The 21,490-nt window shown below is 71.3% G+C and carries 16 protein-coding genes; 5 read left to right on the forward strand and 11 right to left on the reverse strand.

Annotated features, from left to right (window positions below; translation table 11 throughout):
- Positions 1-449: 449 nt before the first annotated feature.
- Both ACWEF6_RS29320 and ctaJ read right to left on the reverse strand, forming a co-directional pair.
- The gene (locus tag ACWEF6_RS29320) at positions 450-938 is read right to left on the reverse strand and encodes a DUF5130 family protein (protein WP_449685886.1); all 489 of its coding nucleotides are present in this window, start codon (positions 936-938) and stop codon (positions 450-452) included.
- On the reverse strand, positions 925-1,179 hold the full coding sequence (gene ctaJ / locus ACWEF6_RS29325) for an aa3-type cytochrome oxidase subunit CtaJ (RefSeq protein ID WP_449685887.1): 255 nt from the start codon (positions 1,177-1,179) through the stop codon (positions 925-927). Before ctaJ ends, ACWEF6_RS29320 begins: the two co-directional genes overlap by 14 nt.
- 278 nt (positions 1,180-1,457) lie before the next feature.
- Between ctaJ and ACWEF6_RS29330 the strand changes: the two genes are divergently transcribed.
- Positions 1,458-1,829, forward strand: coding sequence for a hypothetical protein (locus ACWEF6_RS29330; RefSeq protein WP_091316368.1), 372 nt, complete (start codon positions 1,458-1,460; stop codon positions 1,827-1,829).
- Between the two features lie 110 nt (positions 1,830-1,939).
- On the opposite strand, the gene ACWEF6_RS29335 is transcribed toward ACWEF6_RS29330, so the two are convergent.
- Positions 1,940-2,437, reverse strand: a complete 498-nt coding sequence (locus ACWEF6_RS29335) for an HNH endonuclease (RefSeq protein WP_310972134.1) — start codon at positions 2,435-2,437, stop codon at positions 1,940-1,942.
- 394 nt (positions 2,438-2,831) lie between these two features.
- Here ACWEF6_RS29335 and ACWEF6_RS29340 point away from each other — a divergent pair, with 394 nt between their 5' ends.
- The 3 genes from ACWEF6_RS29340 (at position 2,832) to ACWEF6_RS29350 (ending at position 5,816) form a co-directional block, all read left to right on the forward strand.
- The gene (locus tag ACWEF6_RS29340) at positions 2,832-3,782 is read left to right on the forward strand and encodes a mechanosensitive ion channel family protein (protein ID WP_396136939.1); all 951 of its coding nucleotides are present in this window, start codon (positions 2,832-2,834) and stop codon (positions 3,780-3,782) included.
- A 100-nt stretch (positions 3,783-3,882) separates the two neighbouring features.
- Entirely contained in the window at positions 3,883-4,266 is a 384-nt protein-coding gene (locus tag ACWEF6_RS29345) for a globin (RefSeq protein WP_086840497.1), read from the forward strand.
- Positions 4,266-5,816, forward strand: coding sequence for a glycoside hydrolase family 13 protein (locus tag ACWEF6_RS29350; RefSeq protein ID WP_449685888.1), 1,551 nt, complete (start codon positions 4,266-4,268; stop codon positions 5,814-5,816). Before ACWEF6_RS29345 ends, ACWEF6_RS29350 begins: the two co-directional genes overlap by 1 nt.
- 537 nt (positions 5,817-6,353) lie before the next feature.
- On the opposite strand, the gene ACWEF6_RS29355 is transcribed toward ACWEF6_RS29350, so the two are convergent.
- From ACWEF6_RS29355 to ACWEF6_RS29385, 7 genes are all read right to left on the reverse strand, one after another.
- Positions 6,354-6,602: a hypothetical protein gene (locus ACWEF6_RS29355; protein ID WP_449685889.1), complete on the reverse strand. Its 249-nt coding sequence runs from the start codon at positions 6,600-6,602 to the stop codon at positions 6,354-6,356.
- Positions 6,603-6,654: 52 nt separating this feature from the next.
- Entirely contained in the window at positions 6,655-7,290 is a 636-nt protein-coding gene (locus ACWEF6_RS29360; RefSeq protein ID WP_449685890.1) for a hypothetical protein, read from the reverse strand.
- The gene (locus ACWEF6_RS29365; RefSeq protein ID WP_310972124.1) at positions 7,283-7,702 is read right to left on the reverse strand and encodes an acyl-CoA thioesterase; all 420 of its coding nucleotides are present in this window, start codon (positions 7,700-7,702) and stop codon (positions 7,283-7,285) included. Before ACWEF6_RS29365 ends, ACWEF6_RS29360 begins: the two co-directional genes overlap by 8 nt.
- Complete coding sequence (locus ACWEF6_RS29370; RefSeq protein ID WP_449685891.1) at positions 7,699-12,684, reverse strand: NAD-glutamate dehydrogenase; 4,986 nt, start codon at positions 12,682-12,684, stop codon at positions 7,699-7,701. Before ACWEF6_RS29370 ends, ACWEF6_RS29365 begins: the two co-directional genes overlap by 4 nt.
- A gap of 484 nt (positions 12,685-13,168) precedes the next feature.
- Positions 13,169-15,748 (reverse strand): hypothetical protein, encoded by a 2,580-nt coding sequence (locus ACWEF6_RS29375; protein ID WP_449685893.1) that lies wholly within the window; start codon positions 15,746-15,748, stop codon positions 13,169-13,171.
- A gap of 16 nt (positions 15,749-15,764) precedes the next feature.
- The gene (ettA, locus tag ACWEF6_RS29380) at positions 15,765-17,441 is read right to left on the reverse strand and encodes an energy-dependent translational throttle protein EttA (RefSeq protein ID WP_449685894.1); all 1,677 of its coding nucleotides are present in this window, start codon (positions 17,439-17,441) and stop codon (positions 15,765-15,767) included.
- Between the two features lie 130 nt (positions 17,442-17,571).
- A complete protein-coding gene (locus ACWEF6_RS29385) occupies positions 17,572-19,599 on the reverse strand; it encodes a cytochrome c oxidase assembly protein (protein ID WP_449685895.1) in 2,028 nt (675 codons plus the stop codon).
- 56 nt (positions 19,600-19,655) lie between these two features.
- Here ACWEF6_RS29385 and ACWEF6_RS29390 point away from each other — a divergent pair, with 56 nt between their 5' ends.
- Entirely contained in the window at positions 19,656-20,294 is a 639-nt protein-coding gene (locus ACWEF6_RS29390; RefSeq protein WP_449685896.1) for a histidine phosphatase family protein, read from the forward strand.
- Here ACWEF6_RS29390 and ACWEF6_RS29395 read toward each other — a convergent pair.
- Complete coding sequence (locus ACWEF6_RS29395) at positions 20,268-21,446, reverse strand: sensor histidine kinase (protein WP_449685921.1); 1,179 nt, start codon at positions 21,444-21,446, stop codon at positions 20,268-20,270. The two genes, ACWEF6_RS29390 and ACWEF6_RS29395, sit on opposite strands and share 27 nt — an antisense overlap.
- Positions 21,447-21,490: the final 44 nt, after the last annotated feature.

Below are 21,490 nucleotides of genomic sequence, written 5' to 3' on the forward strand. Positions count from 1 at the left end.
ACCCCCCCCTGCCCACCCGATCCGCAGCCGCCTCCGCGGCCGGCTGGTCGTGTCAAGGCACGCTTTCCCGCCTTGACACGACCTGCCGGCCGTTGAACAATCCGGCGTTCGGGCCGGCGGGAACCCCTCAGGCAGGCTCTCCACCGACCCCCACTCAGGTGAGGCTCTGCGGCAGCCAACCGAACCCCACCCCCGGCACAGCCGCCCCCGGCACGGCCGTCCCCGGCACATCCCGCCCCTCCGGTACAGCCGACCCCCGGCACGGCCCGCCCTCCCTGGGGGCTGCCCCCGCTTCCAGCGTATCGGCGACATCAGACAAAACCCGCCCCCAACAGAACCCAGCAGCGCAGTTATCCACAGCCCAACCCGCCAGTGGACAACTCAAAAGAGCCCACAAAGCAAAACGGCCCCACACCCAAGAGGGGTGCAGGGCCGCAAAAGCCAAAAGATCACCGAGGAGCAGGACCAGCCTGGTCCGAGAGCATCCGCAGCGCGTTCACCAGGCCGTTGACCAGCCCCCGGACCAGATCGCCCTCCTTGAACGACGCCACCATGCTCGCCACCGCGAGCTTGGCACCGCGGTCCGGCAGGCGCAGATAAGCCGCCTTGCCCGTGACGATCTCGATCTTGCGCTCACCCGGCGAGACCGCGATCAGCACCGAGTTCGACGGGTCCGCCGTCGTCGCGTGCAGCTTCTCCGCCGTCTCACGGCTCTCCGCGCCGAGCTCGCCGAGGTACAGGCTGAAGTCCAAGCCCGTCTCGCGCGAAGCGAACGTCAGCGCCTCGTCGAGGCGGGCCAGCTGGCGGGTGTTGAACGGCCCGGACGGCGCCTCCGGCTCGTACATCTTGGCCGCGGACACCCGTCCGGTGGCCATCAGAGCCTCGCCGTAGCCCAGCTCGGACTCGTCGACGCGCTTCGTCAGCTCACCAGTTGCCACGAGCGCCTCCCGCCGCGGTCGGGGCGCCCTCGGGCGCGCTGTTCTCGGTGCCGGCGTGCCGGTGGGCCGTGCCCGCCCCTTCGGGGTTGGCGCTCCACCACATGGCCGGGTACTCCCAGGCCTGGCCGGACCGGCGCCGCGGGGCACCGCCGGACCTGCGCCGGAGCGTCAGCAGCCCGGCGAGGCCGTAGATGGCCAGCGGGATCACGGCGAAGACCACGATCGTCTCGACGATGTTCACGCCGGTGAGCGTATCGGATGACCTCCGCACCCACCGCGCGCGGCGCACTCGACCGTTCGTCGTAAGCCGAGTGCCGTCCGCCGCTTGGCTCGCGGCCACTGGAACGTTGGGGCGAAGACCGTCGGGCCGAAAGGTTGCAACTCAACGTACAGGCGGCCGCACCCGCCGCTGTCGTCTTGTCGGGGCCTTGAAATCCTCGTAGCTTTTTCACCTGTACGGGCCTTGCGCCCCGCTCCCCAGCCCCAGCAGGTAACGCACCGGTCCCAGGAGGCCTTGCCATGAACAGCGTCCAGACGCCCGCACAGGCGATCACCGAGACCACGTCGTCACTGAGCGACATCGAATTCGTGCCCGGAACGCGTGTGACGGCGGGCACAAGGGTTACCCGGGGTACACGCGTCACTCGCGGTACACGTGTGACGGCGGGAACGCGGGTCACGATGGGCACCCGGGTGACGGCGGGCACGCGAGTCACCCGAGGGACCCGGGTCACGCGCGGCACTCGCGTCACGATGGGCACGCGTGTGACGGCCGGCACGCGAGTCACCTGCGGCACCCGCGTCACGCGAGGCACTCGGGTCACCCGCGGCACGCGCGTCACCATGGGCACCCGCGTCACCTGCCAGAGCGACTACGCGCTCGCTGCCTGACCCGTACTCCAGGGACGCGCTACCTCAGCGCAAGCACCCGGCTCGCCCCGGCCGCCGCACAGGCAGCCGGGGCGCCGGCTTGTCAGGGGGCGCTCCGCCCGCCGGGGGAGCTAAGCGGCGGAGCCCAGATACGGCCGCCAGAGCGGGTCGGCCTCCTTGGAATGCGCGAGCAGCCGCCAGTGCGGGCCGTGGGGCGCCCGCGGGACGATCCGCAGCCGCCAGCCGATCTCCGAGAGCAGCCTGTCCGCTTTGCGGTGGTTGCACTTGGCGCAGCAGGCGACGCAGTTGGTCCAGCTGTGGGGGCCGCCCCGGCTGCGCGGGAGGACGTGGTCGATCGTCTCGGCCCGCCCTCCGCAGTAGGCGCAGCGGTAGCGATCCCGGTGCATGAGCCCCGCACGGGTCAGCGGCACCTGCGCGCGATACGGTACGCGCACGTACGTGCTGAGGCGGATCACCGAGGGCACCGGCAGAGAAACCTTCGCCGAGTGCAGCTCGATCCCGCCGGGGTCACCGTGGACCACTTCGGCCTTGCCGCACATCACGAGCACCACAGCGCGCCGCAGCGGCAACGCCGTCAGCGGCTCGAAGGTGGCGTTGAGCAGGAGCACCCGGCGCCGGCCCCAGGCCGGGGCGGCCGGATCCCGGCCTCTACTACGCTGTCCGGGCGGGCGGGTCACTCCCCCTGGGCGGGTCCCCGGCCCGGCCGGGACGGTTCCGCCGGATGCGGAACCCCCCGGGTAGGCACGCAGAACCACCTCTGGCGCCTCGTCGGCCGTGGCTTGGCCGGAGACGCCGCGGGGGCTGGGTTGTCGGTCTGGCACTCGACCACCTCCAGGGGCGTAGGCATAGTCGACCACAGAACAGGCCCCCAGCGCACGTGTGTTACAAGACGTGTCACATCCGCGCGACCCAACATCCACTCGGCGTTGGGGTGCCCGACCCGATCGGAAGGATGAACGAACCGCCGTGCTTTCCCTGCTCCCCTCCGCCGACCCGCCGTGCGTGAAGGACCCCAGCACGTTCTGCTACACGGTGTACGACGTCACGCACAACCTGTGGCTGGCGGGCTCGGCGAACTGGCTGATCACCAAACCGGTCAAGATCCTGATGATCATCGTGATCGCGTTCCTGGTGCGCCTGATCCTGAGAAGGCTGATCAACCGCGTCACGACGCTGCCGAAGACCGGCGGCAAGCTCCCGTCGCTGCTGCGCCCCCTGCGCGAGCGCGCCCCGGAGGTGCTCGGCTCCGCCGTCATCGAACGGCGCCGCCAGCGCGCGAAGACCATCGGCTCGGTGCTGAAGTCGATGTCGACGTTCCTGATCTACGGCCTGGCGTTCATCCTCGTGCTGGGCGAACTCGGCATCAACCTGGGCCCGATCATCGCGTCGGCCGGCATCATCGGCGTCGCGATCGGCTTCGGCGCCCAGAACCTGGTCAAGGACTTCCTGTCCGGGATCTTCATGATGGTCGAGGACCAGTACGGCGTCGGCGACGTCGTGGACGTGGGCGAAGCGTCCGGCACGGTCGAGTCGGTGGGCTTGCGGATCACGACGTTGCGTGACGTCAAGGGCACGGTCTGGTACGTCCGCAACGGCGAAGTGCTGCGCGTCGGCAACTCGAGCCAGGGCTTCGCGGTGGCGGTCGTCGACGTCCCCCTCGGCTACACGGCCGACGTCGAGCGCGCGACGACGGTGCTCGCCGACGCCGCGGTCACGGCCACGGAGTCCGACGCGCTCAAGGACAACGTCCTCGAGCCGCCGGAGATGCTGGGTGTGGAAAGCGTCACACCGGAGGGGCTCTCCCTGCGCCTGACGGTGAAGGTCCGGCCGGGCAAGCAGTGGGCGGTCCAGCGGGCGCTGCGGGCCCAGCTGCTGGCGGCCCTGGAGGAGGCGGGTTTCGAACCGCCGCTCGGCCGGCTGTTCCCGCCCGCGGCCCCGGCCGTCGAGAAGTAGGCGCCATTACGCTGGGGAGCGGGTTCGCGACGAACCGGAACTGTGCGGACCGGGCGTCGGGAACCCGCACCCCAAGGGCAAAATGGAAGGCGTGTCTGCAGTGAGCGAACCGGCGAACCTCTACGAAGCGGTCGGCGGCGAACCGACCTTCCGCCGGATCGTCGGGCGGTTCTACGAGGAGGTCGCGCGCGACGAGATCCTCCGGCCCCTCTACCCCGAAGAGGACCTCGGGCCCGCCGAGGAGCGGTTCCGGCTGTTCCTCATCCAGTACTGGGGCGGCCCGCACACCTACTCCGACCAGCGCGGGCACCCGCGGCTGCGGATGCGGCACGCGCCGTTCAAGATCGGGCCGCTCGAGCGGGACGCCTGGCTGCGGTGCATCCGGATCGCCGTCGACGAAGAGAACCTCGAAGAACCGTACCGGGGGCAGCTGTGGGCCTACCTGGAGATGGCGGCGCACAGCATGATGAACAGCTTCGTCTGATGACCTCGGCCGCCTGGTGGCGCGATGCGGTCTTTTACCAGGTCTACGTGCGCTCGTTCGCCGATTCGGACGGTGACGGCGTCGGAGACCTGGAAGGCATCCACTCCCGGCTCGGTTACCTGGAGCTGCTGGGCGTCGACGCGCTGTGGCTGACACCCTTCTACCGCTCCCCCATGGCCGACCACGGCTACGACATCGCCGACCCGCGGGACGTCGACCCGATGTTCGGCACCCTCGGCGACTTCGACGTGCTGCTCACCGAGGCGCACAAGCGGAACATCAAGGTCACCGTGGACGTGGTCCCGAACCACACCAGCAACCAGCACGCCTGGTTCAAGTCGGCGATGGCGGCCGCGCCGGGCAGCCCGGAGCGCGACCGGTACATCTTCCGCGACGGCGTCGGGCCGAAGGGCGAAGACCCGCCGAACAACTGGGTCAGCGCCTTCGGCGGCCCAGCCTGGACGCGCGTGCCGGACGGCCAGTGGTACCTGCACCTGTTCGCGCCGCAGCAGCCGGACCTCAACTGGGCCAACCCCGAGGTCGCCGCGGATCTCGAGCGCACGCTGCGGTTCTGGCTCGAACGCGGCGTCGACGGCTTCCGCATCGACGTCGCCCACGGCATGGCCAAGCCGCCCGGCCTGCCGGACATGGACCCGCGCGCGAACGCGCTGGGGCCGAGCCACTACTACGACCCGCGGTGGGACCACGACGGCGTCCACGAGATCCACCAGATGATCCGCAAGGTGCTCGACGAGTTCCCGGACGCGATGGCGGTCGGCGAAATCTGGGTGACCGACGAGGAACGCCTGTCGCGCTACCTGCGGCCCGACGAGCTGCACTTGGCGTTCAACTTCCGGCTGGTGCTGACCCACTTCGACGCCGACGCGATGCGCACGGCCATCGAGCGCTCCCTGGCCGTCCCGGCCCGCACGGGCGCCCCGGCAACTTGGACGCTGGGCAACCACGACGTCTGGCGCCAGGTCAGCCGCTACGGCGGCGGCTCGGTGGGCGTGCGGCGCGCGCGGGCGATGGCCCTGGTCGAGCTGGCGCTGCCGGGCGCGGTGTACCTGTACAACGGCGAAGAACTGGGGCTGGCGAACGTCGACCTGGCGCCGGCGGAGATGGCCGACCCGCGCGCGAAGACGAGTGGCGCCGAGTTCGGCCGCGACGTCGCACGGGTCCCACTGCCGTGGGAGGGCGACCTGCCGCCGTTCGGGTTCTCGCGGAACCCGCGCACGTGGCTGCCGATGCCGGCTTCGTGGGCGGGGTCGACGGTGGAGAAGCAGATCGAGGACGCGGACTCGACGCTGTCGCTGTACCGCGCCGCCATCGAGCTGAGGAAGACACACGCGGCATTCAGCGGCGACGAGCTGGAGTGGTACGGCGCACCGGCCGGGTGTTTCGCCTTCCGGCGGCGCGGGGGTGGGCTGGTGTGCGCGCTGAACACGTCGGCCTCGCCGATCGCGCTGCCGCCGGGTGAGGTGCTGCTGTCGAGCAGTCCGCTGGTGGAGGGGAAGCTGCCCGCGGATTCGGCCGCCTGGCTGGTCTGAGGCCGCTTCCACAACTCACGCCGGCTGTGGACAACTCCGGCCGGAAGTCCTTCGGGCGGCCTTTCCGTCGGTTGCTGCCGATACGCTGGAAGCGGGGGATCCCCCAGGGAGGGTGGGCCGTGGCGCCGGGTTCTGGCAAAGTCGGGCGACTCGCGCGAGCCGGTGGGCCTGTGGGGTCGAGGAGCACTTGCACCAGCTCAACTTCGGTTGGTCTCTGCCGGAGAGGTGGGAGCTGCGGCAAAGTCGATCGCTGCTGTGTGGTGGAAGCAGGTCTGCCGGCTGGGTCTCTGCCCGGAGATGCAACTGACTTGGGAGGTTTCGGGTGCCCACCACCCCGAAGCTCGATTGTCACTACGGCCGGGTGCTGGCTTCGGATCGGGGTGGCGGGGCAGGTCTGGGTGGAGTGCAAGTTCGGGCGTCGGCGTGCCGTTCCGGTCGGTGAGGCAGCTGCCAAAGGCGCTTCGACTTTGGCAGACCCTGGCTCGAGCACCTGAAAGGCCCCGACTTCGCGGAGCCCTGCCCCATGGAGGCGCGGATTCAGCCCGACTGGTTGCCCGAGCCGTCGTCGAACGCCCCGCTGGCCAGCCAGGCCACCAGGGCCGCGGCCTGGAGGTAGGGCGCCGCCTGGGCGGCCGCCCGGCCCGCCGCGCGCGTGCGGCCCCACCTCTCAGGTCTTTCGGCGCGCTCCGGCGCCTGCTCGCCCTCCGGACGGTCGCGTCGCCACTGCGGCTCCGACACGCGGACCTCGTCGAGGAAGTCCGCGGTCGGGTCCTGGTCCGGGGTCATGCCTCCAGCGTGCCACGATCCGGGCCGGACGGTGGCCGCCGTAAGGACTTCGTCAGAACAACAGCGGTAACAGCGCGTGACGGCGTCGCACGATCGCGCCATAGCGCGCGTCCAGGCGCATCCACGAGTCCGTGGCCGTCACGCGGACCACGTCACCGGGAACGTCCGAGTCCACGAACCCCATGCCGGACATCGCGAACAGGCAGCGCATCTGCACCTTGACCTCGACCGAACCGCCGCTCACGGTCAGCACCGCCTGGTCCATCAGCGACGCCGGCGGCGTGCCGTGCGGGCCCACGTTGTCCCTGGCCAGGGTGACGCCACGATCCGCCAGCTCGGACACCACCTGCGCCGGAAGCTCGTCGACCAGCGGCCAGCGGCCGGACGGCGGCAGCTCGCCGTGCCAGAGCAGGTCGCGGGCCGGGCCCGGGTCCATCCGGGGCCCGCCCGCCACGGTCAGCGCCGCGAGCAGCTCGTTGCCGGACACCGTGACGTCACCCGGCGTCACGTCCCCGGCCACCGCTCGGGTGGCCAGGCACTCGAACGGCGTCGACGTCCAGGCCTCGACCACGCCGTCGCCGCGCCGGCGCAGCCGGACGGTCGTCTGGCCGTCCAGCCGGACCGCGCGGGCGACGAACGCGCCGAGGGTCTCCCGGTCGGCCGCGTCCGGCACGAACAACTCAGGCATCCGCGAACCCCTGCTTCAGAAACTCCGACTCGGCCGGGCTGAGCCTACGCGGCCGCAACTCGACCGTGTCGTACGGCGCCAGCACCGTCTCCGCGGTGACCGCCACCGGGTCGTCCGGGGACGGCCCGCCGTGCACGCGGTAGGCCAGCGTGAAGCTCGCCGCGCGCAGCTGCGTCAGGTCGATGTCGACCCGCAGCTCCTGCCCGGACACCACGATCGGCGCCTTGTAGGCCACTTCCAGCCGCACCACGACGATGCCCTTCGGCAGCTGGTCCAGCCCCGCCTCGACGGCGCCCTTGAACAGCAGCGGGATGCGCGCCTCTTCGAGCAGCGTCACCAGCTTCGCGTGGTTGACGTGGCCGTAGACGTCCATGTCCGTCCAGCGCGGGCGGACGTGCGATACGTAGGTCACCGCACCGTGCTCCGGATCTGGCGAGCCGCCACCGAGAGGGTCGCCAGGTCGAGCCGGCCGGACTTGGTGATCTCGTCGAGCGCGACGCGCGCCCGCTGCAGCCGGGACGCGTTCGTCTTCTCCCACTGCGCGATCTTGGCGTCCCCGGACGAGCCGGGATCGCTGTGCCGCAACGCATCGAGCGTGATCGCCCGCAGCGAGCCGTAGACGTCGTCGCGCAGCGAAAGCCGGGCGAGCGCGTGCCAGCGGTTGCCGCGTTCGAGCTTGCTGATCTCGGTGAGCATCGAGTCGATGTCCAGGTGCGCCGACAGCGCGTAGTACAGCTCCGCCGTCTCGGCCGGGCTGTGCACCGCGTCCACGCCGATCTGCTGCTCGGCGAGCTCGGCGACCTCGGTGACGTCGAGCAGGCCGTACGTGTGCAGCAGCAGCGACACACGGCGGGCGAGCCCCTCGGGCACGTTCGCGGCGATCAGCTCGTCGACGTGCCTCTGCACCGACTCCGCCTCGCGGCCGCGCAGCAGGTCGCCGATGTTCGGGACGAGCTTGCCGAGCACCCGGCCGAAGCGCTTGATCTCCGACAGCGGGGCCAGCGGCTGCGGCCGGTTGGTGAGGAACCAGCGCGCGGCCCGGTCGAGCAGGCGCCGCGTCTCCAGCACCATCGCGTCGGCGACGTCGGTGTGCACGACGTTGTCGAGCGCGTCGATCTCCTTCCAGAGCGCGGGGAGGTCGAACACCTGCGTCACGACGGCGTACGCGCGCACCGCGTCCGTCGCCGTCGCGTTCATCTCCTCCATCAGCCGGTAGACGAAGGAGATGCCACCCCCGTCGACCACCTCGTTGGCGATCAGCGTGGTGATGATCTGGCGCCGCAGCGGGTGTTCGCCGATCGCCGAGCCGAACCGCTCGCGCAGCGGCTTCGGGAAGTACTCGGGCAGCCGCGCCGCGAAGACCTTCGAGTCCGGCAGGTCGCTGGCCAGCAGCTCGTCCTTCAGCTCCAGCTTGACGTGCGCGAGCAGCGTCGCCAGCTCCGGCGAGGTGAGGCCCTTGCCCGCCTTCTCCAGCTCGCGGAACTCCGAGTTGCTCGGCAGGGCCTCGAGCTTGCGGTCGAACGCGCCCGCGGACACCAGCGCCTGCACCTGGCGCGCGTGCACCGACAGCATCGGCGCGGCGTGCGCGCGGCTGACGCCGAGGACGGCGTTCTGCCGGTAGTTGTCCTTGAGCACCAGCGCGCCGACCTCGTCGGTCATCTCCTCCAGCAGCTCGTTGCGCTGCTCGCGCTCCAGCTTGCCGGTCTGGACGAGGTGGTCGAGCAGGATCTTGATGTTGACTTCGTGGTCGGAGCAGTCGACGCCGGCCGAGTTGTCGAGCGCGTCGGTGTTGATCTTCCCGCCGTTGCGCGCGAACTCGATCCGGCCGAGCTGGGTCAGGCCGAGGTTGCCGCCTTCGCCGAACACCTTGACGCGCAACTGCTTGCCGTCGACGCGGATGGCGTCGTTGGCCTTGTCGCCCGCCGCGGTGTGGGTTTCGTTCTCCGCCTTGACGTAGGTGCCGATGCCGCCGTTCCAGAGGAGCTCGACCGGCGCCAGCAGGATCGCCTGGATGAGGTCCATCGGCGCCAGCGCGGTGACGCCCTCCTCGAGCCCGAGCGCCGCGTGGACCTGGGGGCTGATCGGGATCGACTTCGCCGTGCGCGGGTAGATCCCGCCGCCTTCGCTGATCAGCGAGCGGTCGTAGTCGTCCCACGAGCTGCGCGGCAGGTCGAACAGCCGGCGGCGCTCGGCGTACGACGTCGCCGCATCGGGGTTCGGGTCGAGGAAGACGTGCATGTGGTTGAACGCCGCGACCAGGCGGATGTGCTCGGACAGCAGCATGCCGTTGCCGAAGACGTCGCCCATCATGTCGCCGATGCCGACGACGGTGAAGTCCTCGGTCTGGGTGTCCTTGCCCAGCTCGCGGAAGTGCCGCTTGACGCTCTCCCAGGCACCCTTCGCGGTGATGCCCATGGCCTTGTGGTCGTAGCCGACCGAGCCGCCGGAGGCGAACGCGTCGCCGAGCCAGAAGCCGTACTGCCCCGAGACCTCGTTGGCGATGTCGGAGAACTTCGCCGTGCCCTTGTCGGCCGCGACGACCAGGTAGGAGTCGTCGGCGTCGTGCCGGACCACACCGGGCGCGGGGACGGTCTTGCCCTCGATGCGGTTGTCGGTCAGGTCGAGCAGGCCGGAGATGAACATGCGGTAGCAGGCGATGCCCTCGGTGAGCTGGGCGTCGCGGTCGATGCTCGCGTCGCCGCTCGGGGCCGGCGGGCGCTTGACGACGAAGCCGCCCTTCGCGCCGACCGGCACGATCACCGCGTTCTTCACCGCCTGTGCCTTGACCAAGCCGAGGATCTCGGTGCGGAAGTCCTCGCGGCGGTCCGACCAGCGCAGGCCACCGCGCGCGACCTCGCCGAAGCGCAGGTGCACGCCCTCGACGCGCGGGGAGTACACGAAGATCTCGAACTTCGGCCGCGGCTCGGGCAGATCGGGCACGCCGGCCGGGTCGAGCTTGATCGACAGGTACTCGCGGGGCGTCCCGTCGGCGCCGGTGACGTGGTAGTTCGTCCGCAGCGTGGCCCGGATGACGGCCATCAGGCGGCGCAGGATGCGGTCCTCGTCGAGGCTGGTGACCTCGTCGATCATCGCGTTCAGCTCGCCCACCAGCGCTTCGGTGGCGGCCTCGCGGTCGGCGTCGGACAGCTGCGGGTCGAACCTCGCCTCGAACAGCCGCAGGAGCTTGGTCGCGACCTGGGTGTGGTTCAGCAGCGTGTTCTGGATGTAGTCCTGGGAGAACGCGCTGCCGGCCTGCCGCAGGTACCGCGAGTAGGCGCGCAGGACGGCGACCTGGCGCCAGTTGAGCCCGGCGCGCAGGACGAGCCCGTTGAGGCCGTCGACCTCGGCGTCGCCGCGCCAGGCGGCCTCGAAGGCGTCCTGGAAGCGGCCGCGCAGCTCCTCGACGGCGTGCTCGTCGGAGTCGTCGAGCATCTTCTGGTCGACGCGGAGGCCGAAGTCGTAGATCCAGCACGCGCCGCCGTCCTCGCGGTGCAGCTCGTACGGCCGCTCGTCGACCACCTCGACGCCCATGGCCTGCAGTACGGGAAGCACCTTCGAGAGCGTGACGCCCTCGCCGCGCAGGTAGAGCTTGAAGCGCCGCTCGCCCGGCGCGGCGTCGGCGGGCTGGTAGAAGGACAGCGCGAGGTCGCCTTCGTCGGTCAGCGAGTCCAGCGAGCGGAGGTCGGCGAGCGCCTCTTCGGCGGTGAAGTCCTCCTTGTAGCCCTCGGGGAAGACCATCGCGAAGCGCTGGCCCTGCTCGGTGGCCGATTCCTCGCCGACGATGCCGACCGCGACGCCGCCGTCGGCGCGCTCCCGGCGTTCGTCGAGGACCGCTTCGACCATCCGGTCGTCCCAGGTGCGGACGGCGTCGTTCAGCCGGTCCTGGATCTTGAGCGTGTCCGGCTCGAGCCGGCGCGCCGGGTCGGTGTGGACGACGAAGTGGACCTGCGCCAGGACGGTTTCGCCGATCCGCGCGCTGTATTCGAGCTGGGTGCCTTCGAGCTCTTCGAGCAGGACTTCCTGCATCGCCAGCCGGGAGCGCGTGGTGTAGCGGTCGCGCGGGAGGTAGACGAGGCAGGAGTAGAAGCGGCCGTAGGGGTCGCGGCGCAGGAACAGCCGCAGCCGGCGGCGGTCGGAGAGGGTGATCGCGCCGGTCGTCGTCGAGTACAGCGAGTCGGTGTCGGCGGAGAACAGGTCGGCGCGCGGCCAGTTCTGCAGGATTTCGAGCATCCGCTGGCCGGAGAACGACTCGATCGGGAAGCCGGCGCGGTGGATGACCTCGCGCACGCGCTTGCACACGACGGGAATGTCGAGGACGTTCTCGTGCAGCGCCGTGGTGGTGAACATGCCGAGGAACCGGTGTTCGCCGGTGACGTTGCCTTCGGCGTCGAAGGTCTTGACGCCGACGTAGTACGGGTAGACCGGCCGGTGCACGGTCGAGGGCGCGCTCGCCTGGGTGAGCACCAGCAGCGTCGGCGCGAGCGCGGTGGCGGCGGTGTCCGGGCCGGCGGTCAGGCCGCGGGCGGCGAGGCTGTCCTGGCGCAGCACGCCGAGGCCGGAGGCCAGGACCGCGCGCAGGGCCGGCTCGTCGGACTCCGGGTGCGGGTTCTCGATCAGTTCGTAGCGGCGGTAGCCGAGGAAGGTGAAGTGGCCGTCGGCCAGCCAGCGCAGCAGCCGGGCGCCCTCGGCGACCTCGTCGGCGGACAGCCGCGGCGGGTCGGTTTCGAGTTCGCTCGCCAGCTGGCAGGCCGTCTGGGCCATCTTCTCGGCGTCCTCGACGACCTCGCGGACGTCACCCAGGACGCTGGAGAGCCGGTTGTCGAGCTCGCGGGCCCGGTTGCGGTCGGTGACGAAGTCGATCTCGATGTACATCCACGACTCGGCGGCCGAGTTCGCGGGCGGCTCGGCCGGGTCGGCGTCGGGGTGGACCTCGAGGAGCTCGCCGGTGAGGTCGCGGCTGACCACCACGATCGGGTGAACAATGCGCTGTACCTGCACGCCGTCGCGGGCGAACTCCGCGGCGATGGAGTCGACCAGGTACGGCATGTCATCGGTGACGACCTGCACGACGGTGGCTTCCCGCGCCCACCCGTCTTCGGCGACGGTCGGGTTCAGCAGCCGCACGGCCGGGCGGCCGGGCATCCGCGACTTGGCCAGCTGCAGGTGCGAGCGGACGGCGCCGACCAGGTTGACCGGCTCGTCGCCGACGATCTCTTCGGCCGGGATGTGCCGGTAGTAGAGCCGGATGAGCTCCCCGATCTCCGGCGCCAGCCCGGCCGCGGCGTCGATCAGGTCGTCCCTGATCTGCTCCGGGCTGGCCGGGGAGCGCTGGCCGAATTCGGGTTCGGTTTCGGCTCCGGTTCCGGGTAGGGACGAGACTCCGGTCGAGCTCATTTGAGGCAACTCTCCAGTTTGCGTGAGGTGGCACCGTGCCGGTTCGGCGTTGAGCCGGCCACCCCACACTAATGCGCCGCGATCCGGGATCACATGAAGACCCGGAGGTTCCGGGAGGCGCGAAAACCCTTCCGGGGCACGGGATTCGCGGGATCGGTCAAGCTACTGACGGGTTGTCTCCAGCGCTCCGGCGCAGCGCTGACCAGCCGTGCTGGCCGGCCGTCACCCGGCGCGGGGCCAACGTGATCGGTTCAGTTGATCGGGCGCGGGGCCGTTCGGCGAACGCTGTCGGCCGGTCGGCGACGCCGGGGTGCGACGGATCCCACTGTGGACCGGGTGAGGCAGGTCGGCGACGGTTCGCGACGTCTCAGCGACTGGACGCCGGCCGGGGTGAACCCTCGCCGGCGGTTCACCGGCGCGCCGAAACTGTCGGTGGTCTCCGGTAGCGTGGAAATCGGGGGGCGCCCCCGCGGCCAGGTGCCGATCAGTCGCGTGAGCTGTGGCCGCGGGAGTCCGAAACCTCGGCGCCGTGACCGTTGCGGCCGTGACCGTTGCGCCGGCCCGTGTCCTGGGAGCCGAGCTGCTTGACCAAGGCCGCCGCGCTCGCCGTGCCCGCCTGGTGCTCGGCGAGGGCGCGGGCGAGCAGGTCGGCCAGGCCCGCGTCCGGTGGGGGCTCGTCCTCCGCGATCGCGCGGGCGTAGCTCTCCGGGAACGGGGCCGTCGCCGGCGTCCAGTGTCCGAAATCCTCCATCGGCTCCAGCGACGGTGGCATCCGCAGCCGCGGCAACCACGGCTCGGCCTCGTCGCGGTAGTCCGGCACGGACGGCGGTTCGTCCTCCGGCCGCGGCGGCGGAGCGAGCTCACGGGCCGGTTCTTCGGCACGCGGGCTCTCGGCGTCTTCCGCCCGGCGGCGGCCCCCGGCGCCTCCGGAGGCGGAGATGCCCAGGCGGTCGAGCACGGACCGCGCGGCCACGGAGCCGTGCTCGGCGTCGTGACGCGTCGACGGCTGCGGCTCCTCCCGTCGCCCCTCCGACGCCCACGGCTCCCGCTCGGCAGCGGGCTCGGGCGCGAGCGGCAAGGCCGGCGTGACGCGAGTGGGCGCCGATTCCCGCTCGGCGGCGGTCTCCCGCAGCCGAGCCTCGGCCAGCGCGGCCCAGGAGAACTTGGTCTTGCCGGTTTCGGCGGGCGCGGCGGCCTCGGCAGGCTCCGCACGGGTAACCGGCTCGGCAGCCTCGGGCCGGAAGTCCGGCTCCCGCCCGCGCTCGGCCAACCGCGGCTCGGGTGGCCCCACCTCGGCGGATTCCCGACCACGTTCGGCCAACCGCGGCTCCGGCGGCCGCACCTCGATAGGCCCCGAACGCTGATCGCCAGACTCCCGCCGGATCTCCGGCTCACGCCCACGCTCCGCCAACCGCGACTCGGGCGACCGCACCTCGACCGGCTCCCGACCACGGTCCGCCAACCGCGGCTCAGGCGACCGCACCTCAGCCGACGCCCGACCGCGCTCGGCCGACCGTGCCTCGACCGGCGCCGAATCCCGCCCAGTCTGAACAGACTCAGGCCGCCCCTGGGAAACCGCGCCCGGCGCCGAGTCCCGCCCCGAACGCGGCTCCAAAGCCCCAGGCCGCCGCTCGACAACCTCAGGCCGAGGCTCGGCCACCTCAGGCCGTTCCTCAGCCCGCCGAACCTCGACCGGCTCCGGCCGACGCGCGGCCGGCGGCTCGTCCCGCACCGCCGGCATCAACGTCGTTTCCGCCGCGTCCGCCGTCACCCGCGGCCGCTCGAACGACCAAGCCGGCGCCCGCGACGGCGTCTCCTCCCGCCCGAACGACCAAGCCGGCGCACGAGGCTCCGGCTCGGCGGCAGCGACCGGCGGCTGCTCAGCGACGACCACCGGCACCGACCGCGACGGCACCGCCTTCAACACCTCGTCCAGATCGACCGAGGCCGGCTCCCCGCTGCCGAACTCCCCGGCCAGCACACTGCACGCCTGCCGCCGGGCCCGGGCGTGCAGCTGCTCCGCCGCCCGCGAGCGGTACAGGCACGCGATGGCCTCCTCCGCCTGCCCGAACCGCTCCTGCAGCTGCGCCAGTTCCAACCACAGCCGCGCGGTGATCGCCGACAGCCCGTGCCGATCCGTGCTCGCCACGGCTTCCCGCACCAGCTCGATCGCCGCCTCACCGGCTCCCGAAGGCAAGTGGACCCGCGTCGCGACCGCCAGCCGCAGCCAGCCCATCGGCGCGACGCCCGCCGCCCGCACCGGCTCGGCCAGCACCGGCTCCGCGATCTCGTACGCCATTTCGGTGTCGCCGCGGTCGAGCAGCGTGCTGACCAGCAGCAACACCAGCCGGATGCGGACGAGGCCGCCGTCGTCGGCCGGGTTGTCCAGCTTCTCCAAGAACCCGAGGCCGGTCCGGGCCGCGTCCGCCGCCGCGGTCAGATCACCGTGGCGCCGGCGGTGGGCGGCCGTGCCGACCCGCAACAGCGCTCGCACCAGCAGCTGGGTGTCCGCCCCCAGCGAGTCGTCGCCGACGACGAGCTTGTCCGCCTCCACCAGCACGCGGTCCAGCTCCGGCTTGCGCCCGAGCTGGCCCAGGCAGCCCACCAGGTGCGACAACGCCGCCGCGCGGTGCACCGGCGAGACCACCGGATCCGTCAGCACCGGCCGCAACGCGGCGAGGCCGGTCAGCGGCACGCCCAGGCTTCGCGCGCAGACGGCGAGGTCGATCCGCAGCCGCGCCGCGATGTCGCCGTAGCCCGCGTGCTCGGCCGCGCGCAACGCCGCGACCGCGCGCCCGACCGTGGCCGGCCGCATCCCGAGCCGGACGCGGGCGGACACGACCAGGCTCTCGGCCCGGATCCACTGCTCGTCGGCGCTGGCGGCTTCGGCCAGCGCGGCCGCACGCTCACCGAGGACGAGCGCGAGTTCGGGCGCCCGCAGGTGCAGGGCATCCGCCCGCTCGATCAGCCGTCCGACTGCGGAGAGGGTTCCCCCGGCATTGACGGAGCGCCCGCTCTCCACTCGGGAGAACGGGCCCGTCCGGTGCTGTTTGCTGGCTTCCACGGGGAAACCCGCCCCCTCAGTCGCGGGTCAGCTTGCGATGGGTGACACGGTGCGGCCGCGCCGCCTCGGCGCCGAGGCGCTCGACCTTGTTCTTCTCGTACCCCTCGAAGTTGCCCTCGAACCAGAACCACTTGGCCGGGTCTTCGTCCGTGCCTTCCCAGGCCAGGATGTGCGTCGCAACCCGGTCGAGGAACCACCGGTCGTGCGAAATCACCACCGCGCAGCCGGGGAACTGCTCCAGCGCGTTCTCCAGCGAGCCCAGCGTCTCGACGTCCAGGTCGTTCGTCGGCTCGTCGAGCAGGATCAGGTTCCCGCCCTGCTTGAGCGTCAGCGCCAGGTTGAGCCGGTTGCGCTCACCACCGGAGAGCACGCCCGCCGGCTTCTGCTGGTCCGGGCCCTTGAAGCCGAACGCGCTGACGTACGCCCGCGACGGCATTTCGGTCTGCCCGACGTGGATGTAGTCCAGCTCGTCGGAGACGACCTGCCAGACCGTCTTCTGCGGGTCGATGCCGCCCCGGTTCTGGTCCACATAGGACAACTTGACCGTCTCGCCGATCTTGACGTCGCCGCCGTCCGGGTTCTCGAGCCCGACGATGGTCTTGAACAGCGTGGTCTTGCCGACGCCGTTCGGGCCGATCACGCCGACGATGCCGTTGCGCGGCAGGTTGAACGACAGCCCGTCGATGAGCACCCGGCCGTCGAAGCCCTTCTGCAGCTTCTCGACCTCGACCACGACGTTGCCCAGCCGCGGGCCCGGCGGGATCTGGATCTCTTCGAAGTCCAGCTTGCGGTGCTTGTCCGCCTCCGCCGCCATCTCCTCGTAGCGGTCGAGGCGCGAGCGCGACTTCGTCTGGCGCGCCTTCGCGTTGGACCGGACCCACTCGAGTTCGGACTTCAGCCGCTTGGCGAGCTTCGCGTCCTTCTTGCCCTGGACCTCGAGGCGCTCGCGCTTCTTCTCCAGGTACGTCGAGTAGTTGCCCTCGTAGCCGACGACGCGGCCGCGGTCCAGCTCCATGATCCACTGGGCCACGTTGTCGAGGAAGTACCGGTCGTGGGTGACGGCGAGGACAGCGCCGGCGTAGCGGGCCAGGAACTGCTCCAGCCACAGGACACTTTCGGCGTCCAGGTGGTTGGTGGGCTCGTCGAGCAGCAGCAGGTCCGGCGCCGACAGCAGCAGCTTGCACAGCGCGACCCGGCGGCGCTCACCACCGGAGAGGTGGGTGACGCCCTCGTCCGGCGGCGGGCAGCGCAGCGCGTCCATGGCCTGCTCGACGGTCGAGTCGAGCTCCCAGGCGTCGGCGTGGTCCAGCTCCTCCTGGAGCTTGCCCATCTCCTCGAGCAGCTCTTCGCTGTATTCGGTCTCCATCAGCTTGAGGACCTCGTTGTAGCGGTCCAGCTTGACCTTGACCTCGCCCAGGCCCTCTTCGACGTTCTCGCGGACCGTCTTCTCCTCGTTGAGCTCCGGCTCCTGCATGAGGATGCCGACCGAGGCGCCGGGCTGGAGGAACGCTTCGCCGTTGCTGGCCTGCTCGATCCCCGCCATGATCTTGAGAACGGTGGACTTACCGGCACCGTTCGGCCCGACCACGCCGATCTTGGCGCCGGGGTAGAACGCGGTGCTGACGTCGTCGAGGATGACCTTGTCCCCGACGGTCTTGCGCACCTTCTTCATGGTGTAGATGAACTCGGCCATACCCACGATCGTAGAGCGCGCTCGATCGCGCCTCGACGCCGGTCACCGTCGGACTACCGAAAGTCAGCCCGAGATCACGCCGAGAGTAGCAAAACGGCCGTTTTCCCGGCGCCCGGACGGCGGCTCAACCTCAACTGGAACCCGAGGGTCGCTTGCCCTCGGCGAGGTTCTTCAGCATCGCGTTGTAGGCGTTCAGCTCTTCGTCGCCCGTTGCCGCTTCGCGCCGGTCACGCCGCTTCGCCTCCCGCTCGTCCTGCCGCGACCACTGCACCAGCAGCGCGATCAGCACCAGCAGCACCGGGACCTCGCCGGCGGCCCAGGCGATGCCGCCGCCGAGCCGCTGGTCGGCCAGCAGATCCGTGACCCACGGCAGGTGCAGCTGGCTGTAGAAGGCCTGCCCGATGACCGTCTGCTTGCTCATCAGGATCACGCCGAAGAACGCGTGGAACGGCATCGCGGCGAACATCATGCCGAGCCGGCCGAGGTACGGGATCCGCCGCGGCGACGGGTCGACGCCGATCACCGGCCAGTAGAAGACGTAGCCGGCGAGCAGGAAGTGCCCGTTCATCGCCAGGTGCGCCCAGTGGTACTGCAGCGCGTTGTCGAACAGGCCGGAGAAGTACAGCGCGTAGAACGAGCCGACGAACAGCACCAGCGCGACCACCGGGTGGGTCAGGAACCGCGACACCGGCGAGTGCACGAAGGCGACGAGCCACTCGCGCGGCCCGGGCGGGGCGTCCTTGCCCGCGGCCGGCAGGGCGCGCAGCGCGAGCGTCACCGGCCCGCCGAGCACGAACAGCACCGGCGCCACCATCGACAGCAGCATGTGGTTGCCCATGTGGACGCTGAACATCGCGGGCGCGTACCGGCCGATGCCCGACGACGTCGCGATCAGCAGCACCACGCACCCGGCGATCCAGGCGATCGTGCGGCCGACCGGCCAGGTGTCGCCGCGGCGCAGCAGCCGCCGCACCCCGGCGAGGTAGAGGCCGCCGAGGACGAGCGCGAAGGTGCCGTAGACCAGGTCGAACCGCGTGTCGAAGAGCAGCCGCCACACCGTCGGCGCGCCGTCGAGGTTGTAGCCGATCAGCAGCTCGGTGGTGGACGGCTGGGTGATCGCGTCCGCCGGCGGTGGCGTCCTGGCCAGGCCGGACGCGATCCCGATGGTGACGAACATGATCAGGATCTCGACCGAGGCCAGGCGCAGCAGCTGGGCGCCGCCCTTGCCGTCTGTGCCGTTCTTGAGGTTCGCGACCCCCTTCTCGCGCTGCTGGTGGCCGAACACCCCGAGCAGGAGCAGCGCGACCGTCTTGGCCACCACGAGCAGGCCGTAGTCGGTGGTGAACAGGTCGTTCAGGCCGATCCGGACCAGCGCGTTGACCGCGCCGGAGAGCGCCATCACGATCCAGCAGATCAGGGCCAGCTTCGAGAACCGCTGCGCGGCCAGGCTCAGGTGACTCCCGCGCCGGTACCCCAGCGCCAGCAGGGCGATCAGGCCGCCGACCCACAGCGCCGCGGCGACCAGGTGGAACAGCAGGCTGTTGGTGGCGACGTCGTGCGAGCCGCCGCTGGCGGAGTGCCCGGTGACGGCGACCGGGACCAGCCCGCCGACGGCCAGGAAGAACAGCACCGCCGTCCAGCCCCAGGACAGCGCGAGCCGGCAGCCGAGCGCGATGAGGATGGCGATCAGCGCCGTCCACAGCCACGCCTTCGGCTGTTCGATGGCGCCGACGAGGTCGAGCAGCGTCTGCGGGTCCAGCACGTCGCCGAACGGCTTCCCGGCGGTGTCGGCGGCGGTGAAGGCGACCGAGAGCAGGGCCGCGCCGAACCACACCCAGGCGGCGATCCCCGCCGCGCGCAGGGCGCCGTAGCCCTCCGGCCCGAGCGTCCCGGACTTCTGCGGCGGCACCAGGAAGGCGGCCAGCAGCAGCGCCCCGACGCAGATCACCGACGCGCATTCGGACAGCACGCGCATGACGGTGATGCCGTACTTGGTGACCAGGCCCGGGTCGGGCAGGCCGGCGATCGCGTAGCCGGCCCCGCCGGTGAGCGCGATCAGGCCGATCGCGACCACGGCGGCCAGCAGGACGCCGACCACGAGCAGGGGCAGCACACTGGCCCGGCGCTGGGTGGGGACGTCGGATTTCGTGGCGGACACGCCCCTGAGGGTATGCCCCGGCCCGGTCAGGCCCGTGTGACGGGCAGGATGGAGCCGTGAAGATGATCCTGCTGCGGCACGCGGAGTCGCTCGGCAACGTCGACGAGCTCGCCTACACGCGGATCCCCGACCACGCCCTCCCGCTGACCGCCAAGGGCGAGCGGGAGGCCCGCGCGGTGGCGCCGGAGATCGCGCGCCTGCTCGACGGCGTGCGGCCCGCGGTGTACGTCAGCCCGTACCTGCGCACCCGGGAGACGTTGCGGCTGCTGGACATCCGGGCGTCGTGCGAGCGGCTGGTGCAGGAGCCGCGGCTGCGCGAGCAGGACTGGGGCAACCTGCAGGACCCGGCCGACCAGGAGGTCCAGAAGGCGCGGCGGCACGAGTTCGGGCACTTCTTCTACCGGCTGCCGTTCGGCGAGTCGGGCGCGGACGTCGACGACCGCGTCGCGGCGTTCCTCTCGGACCTGCGCCTGCGCGAGGAAAGTCACCCGGAGACGGTGCTGATCGTCTCCCACGGGCTCACGCTGCGGCTGCTGTGCCGGCGGCTCTTTGGCTGGAGCATCGAATTGTTCGAATCCCTGTCCAACCCGGCGACCTGCGAATACCGCGTCCTCACCGAGTCCGATGGCAAGTGGGTGCTGGACCGGCCGTTCGCCCAGTGGCGCGACTCACCCGACGGGGAAACCCAGCTTTAGCGGCGCGGTCAGCACGACGCGGGTGCCGTGGCCGGGCGCCGAGTCGATGCGCGCGTCGCCGTCTATTTCGGCCATCCGCGCGTGGATCGAGTTCTCGATGCCGAACCCGGCGCGGCGCGCGCCGAGGTCGAAGCCGGTGCCGTGGTCGCGGACGGACACCGTGACGACGCCTTCGCGCTCTTCGAGGCACACCACGGCCTTCGCCGTCCTCGCGTGCTTCAACGTGTTCCGCAGTGCTTCGCGGGTTGCGTCGTGAAGGGCGTTGACGACGGCTTCGGGGACGTCAGTGGGCTTCGCGAGCACGACGAGGTCGACGCGGAGGCCGTCGGCCGTCATCTCGACCGCCAGCGCGCCGAGGCGGTGTTCGAGCCCGCCCGGCTCGGCGGGCGCGTCGCCGTCGAGGCTCAGCCGCAGGCGGAGGGCGTGCGCACGGGCGGTGCGGCGGACCTGGTCGAGGCTGCCGCGCGGGTCGAGCGCGTCACCGGGCGCGGGCAGTGCGAGGGACTCCATCACCTGCAGGACGGTGTCGTGGACGTCGCGGCGGTGCCGTTCCCGTTCGGCGGCCCGGCCGCGCTGTTCGCCCAGCCCGAGCGCGAACCGCATGGACCCGGCGACGAGCAGGACGATGGCCAGCGCCGTCACGGCGGCCGCGACCAGGGCGAGCAGGATCCACGTCGCGGGCGCCGACGTCCCCGACACCGCGGCCATGCCGTAGCGCAGGAGCAGCGCGCCGACGATGGCGACGGCCCCGGCGGGCGCGCCGCGCAGCAGGGTCCAGACCATGACCGTGCCCATGATGTTCGGCCAGGCCAGGGTCAGCAGCTCGGGTGAATGCGCCGCGAACACGGCGGCGGCGAAGCTCGTCACGAGCGTGTACGCGGTATCGGCGGCCAGCACCGGCCGGATCCCGGTGGCGCGGCGGAAGACCCAGCCCACCTCCAGGAGGTTCGGCACCAGGTAGAGGACGACGGCGACCCAGAGCACCGGCGCGCTCAGCGGACCGCCGGACCAGACGGCCTGCAGGAACAGCGCCAGCCGGAACGCGACCGGCACCAGCACGAGCCGCGGCACGGCGTCCCGCACGAGCGTCAGGCCGGTCCCGCCGAACCGCCCGCTTCCGCCGGCGAGCGCCCCCGCTCCGCCGAGCAGCACAACCCTCACGACGTCCTCCCCGGACCAAGGCCCCTACCTTGATC

This window comes from Amycolatopsis sp. NPDC004772 (assembly GCF_053601215.1).

Bases quoted from the DNA above. Each gene is read 5' to 3' on its own strand.
- ettA (WP_449685894.1), bottom strand. From the start codon at position 17,441: ATGGCCGAGTTCATCTACACCATGAAGAAGGTGCGCAAGACCGTCGGG.
- ACWEF6_RS29350 (WP_449685888.1), top strand. From the start codon at position 4,266: ATGACCTCGGCCGCCTGGTGGCGCGATGCGGTCTTTTACCAGGTCTAC.
- ACWEF6_RS29360 (WP_449685890.1), bottom strand. From the start codon at position 7,290: ATGCCTGAGTTGTTCGTGCCGGACGCGGCCGACCGGGAGACCCTCGGC.
- ACWEF6_RS29370 (WP_449685891.1), bottom strand. From the start codon at position 12,684: ATGAGCTCGACCGGAGTCTCGTCCCTACCCGGAACCGGAGCCGAAACC.
- ACWEF6_RS29330 (WP_091316368.1), top strand. From the start codon at position 1,458: ATGAACAGCGTCCAGACGCCCGCACAGGCGATCACCGAGACCACGTCG.
- ACWEF6_RS29355 (WP_449685889.1), bottom strand. From the start codon at position 6,602: ATGACCCCGGACCAGGACCCGACCGCGGACTTCCTCGACGAGGTCCGC.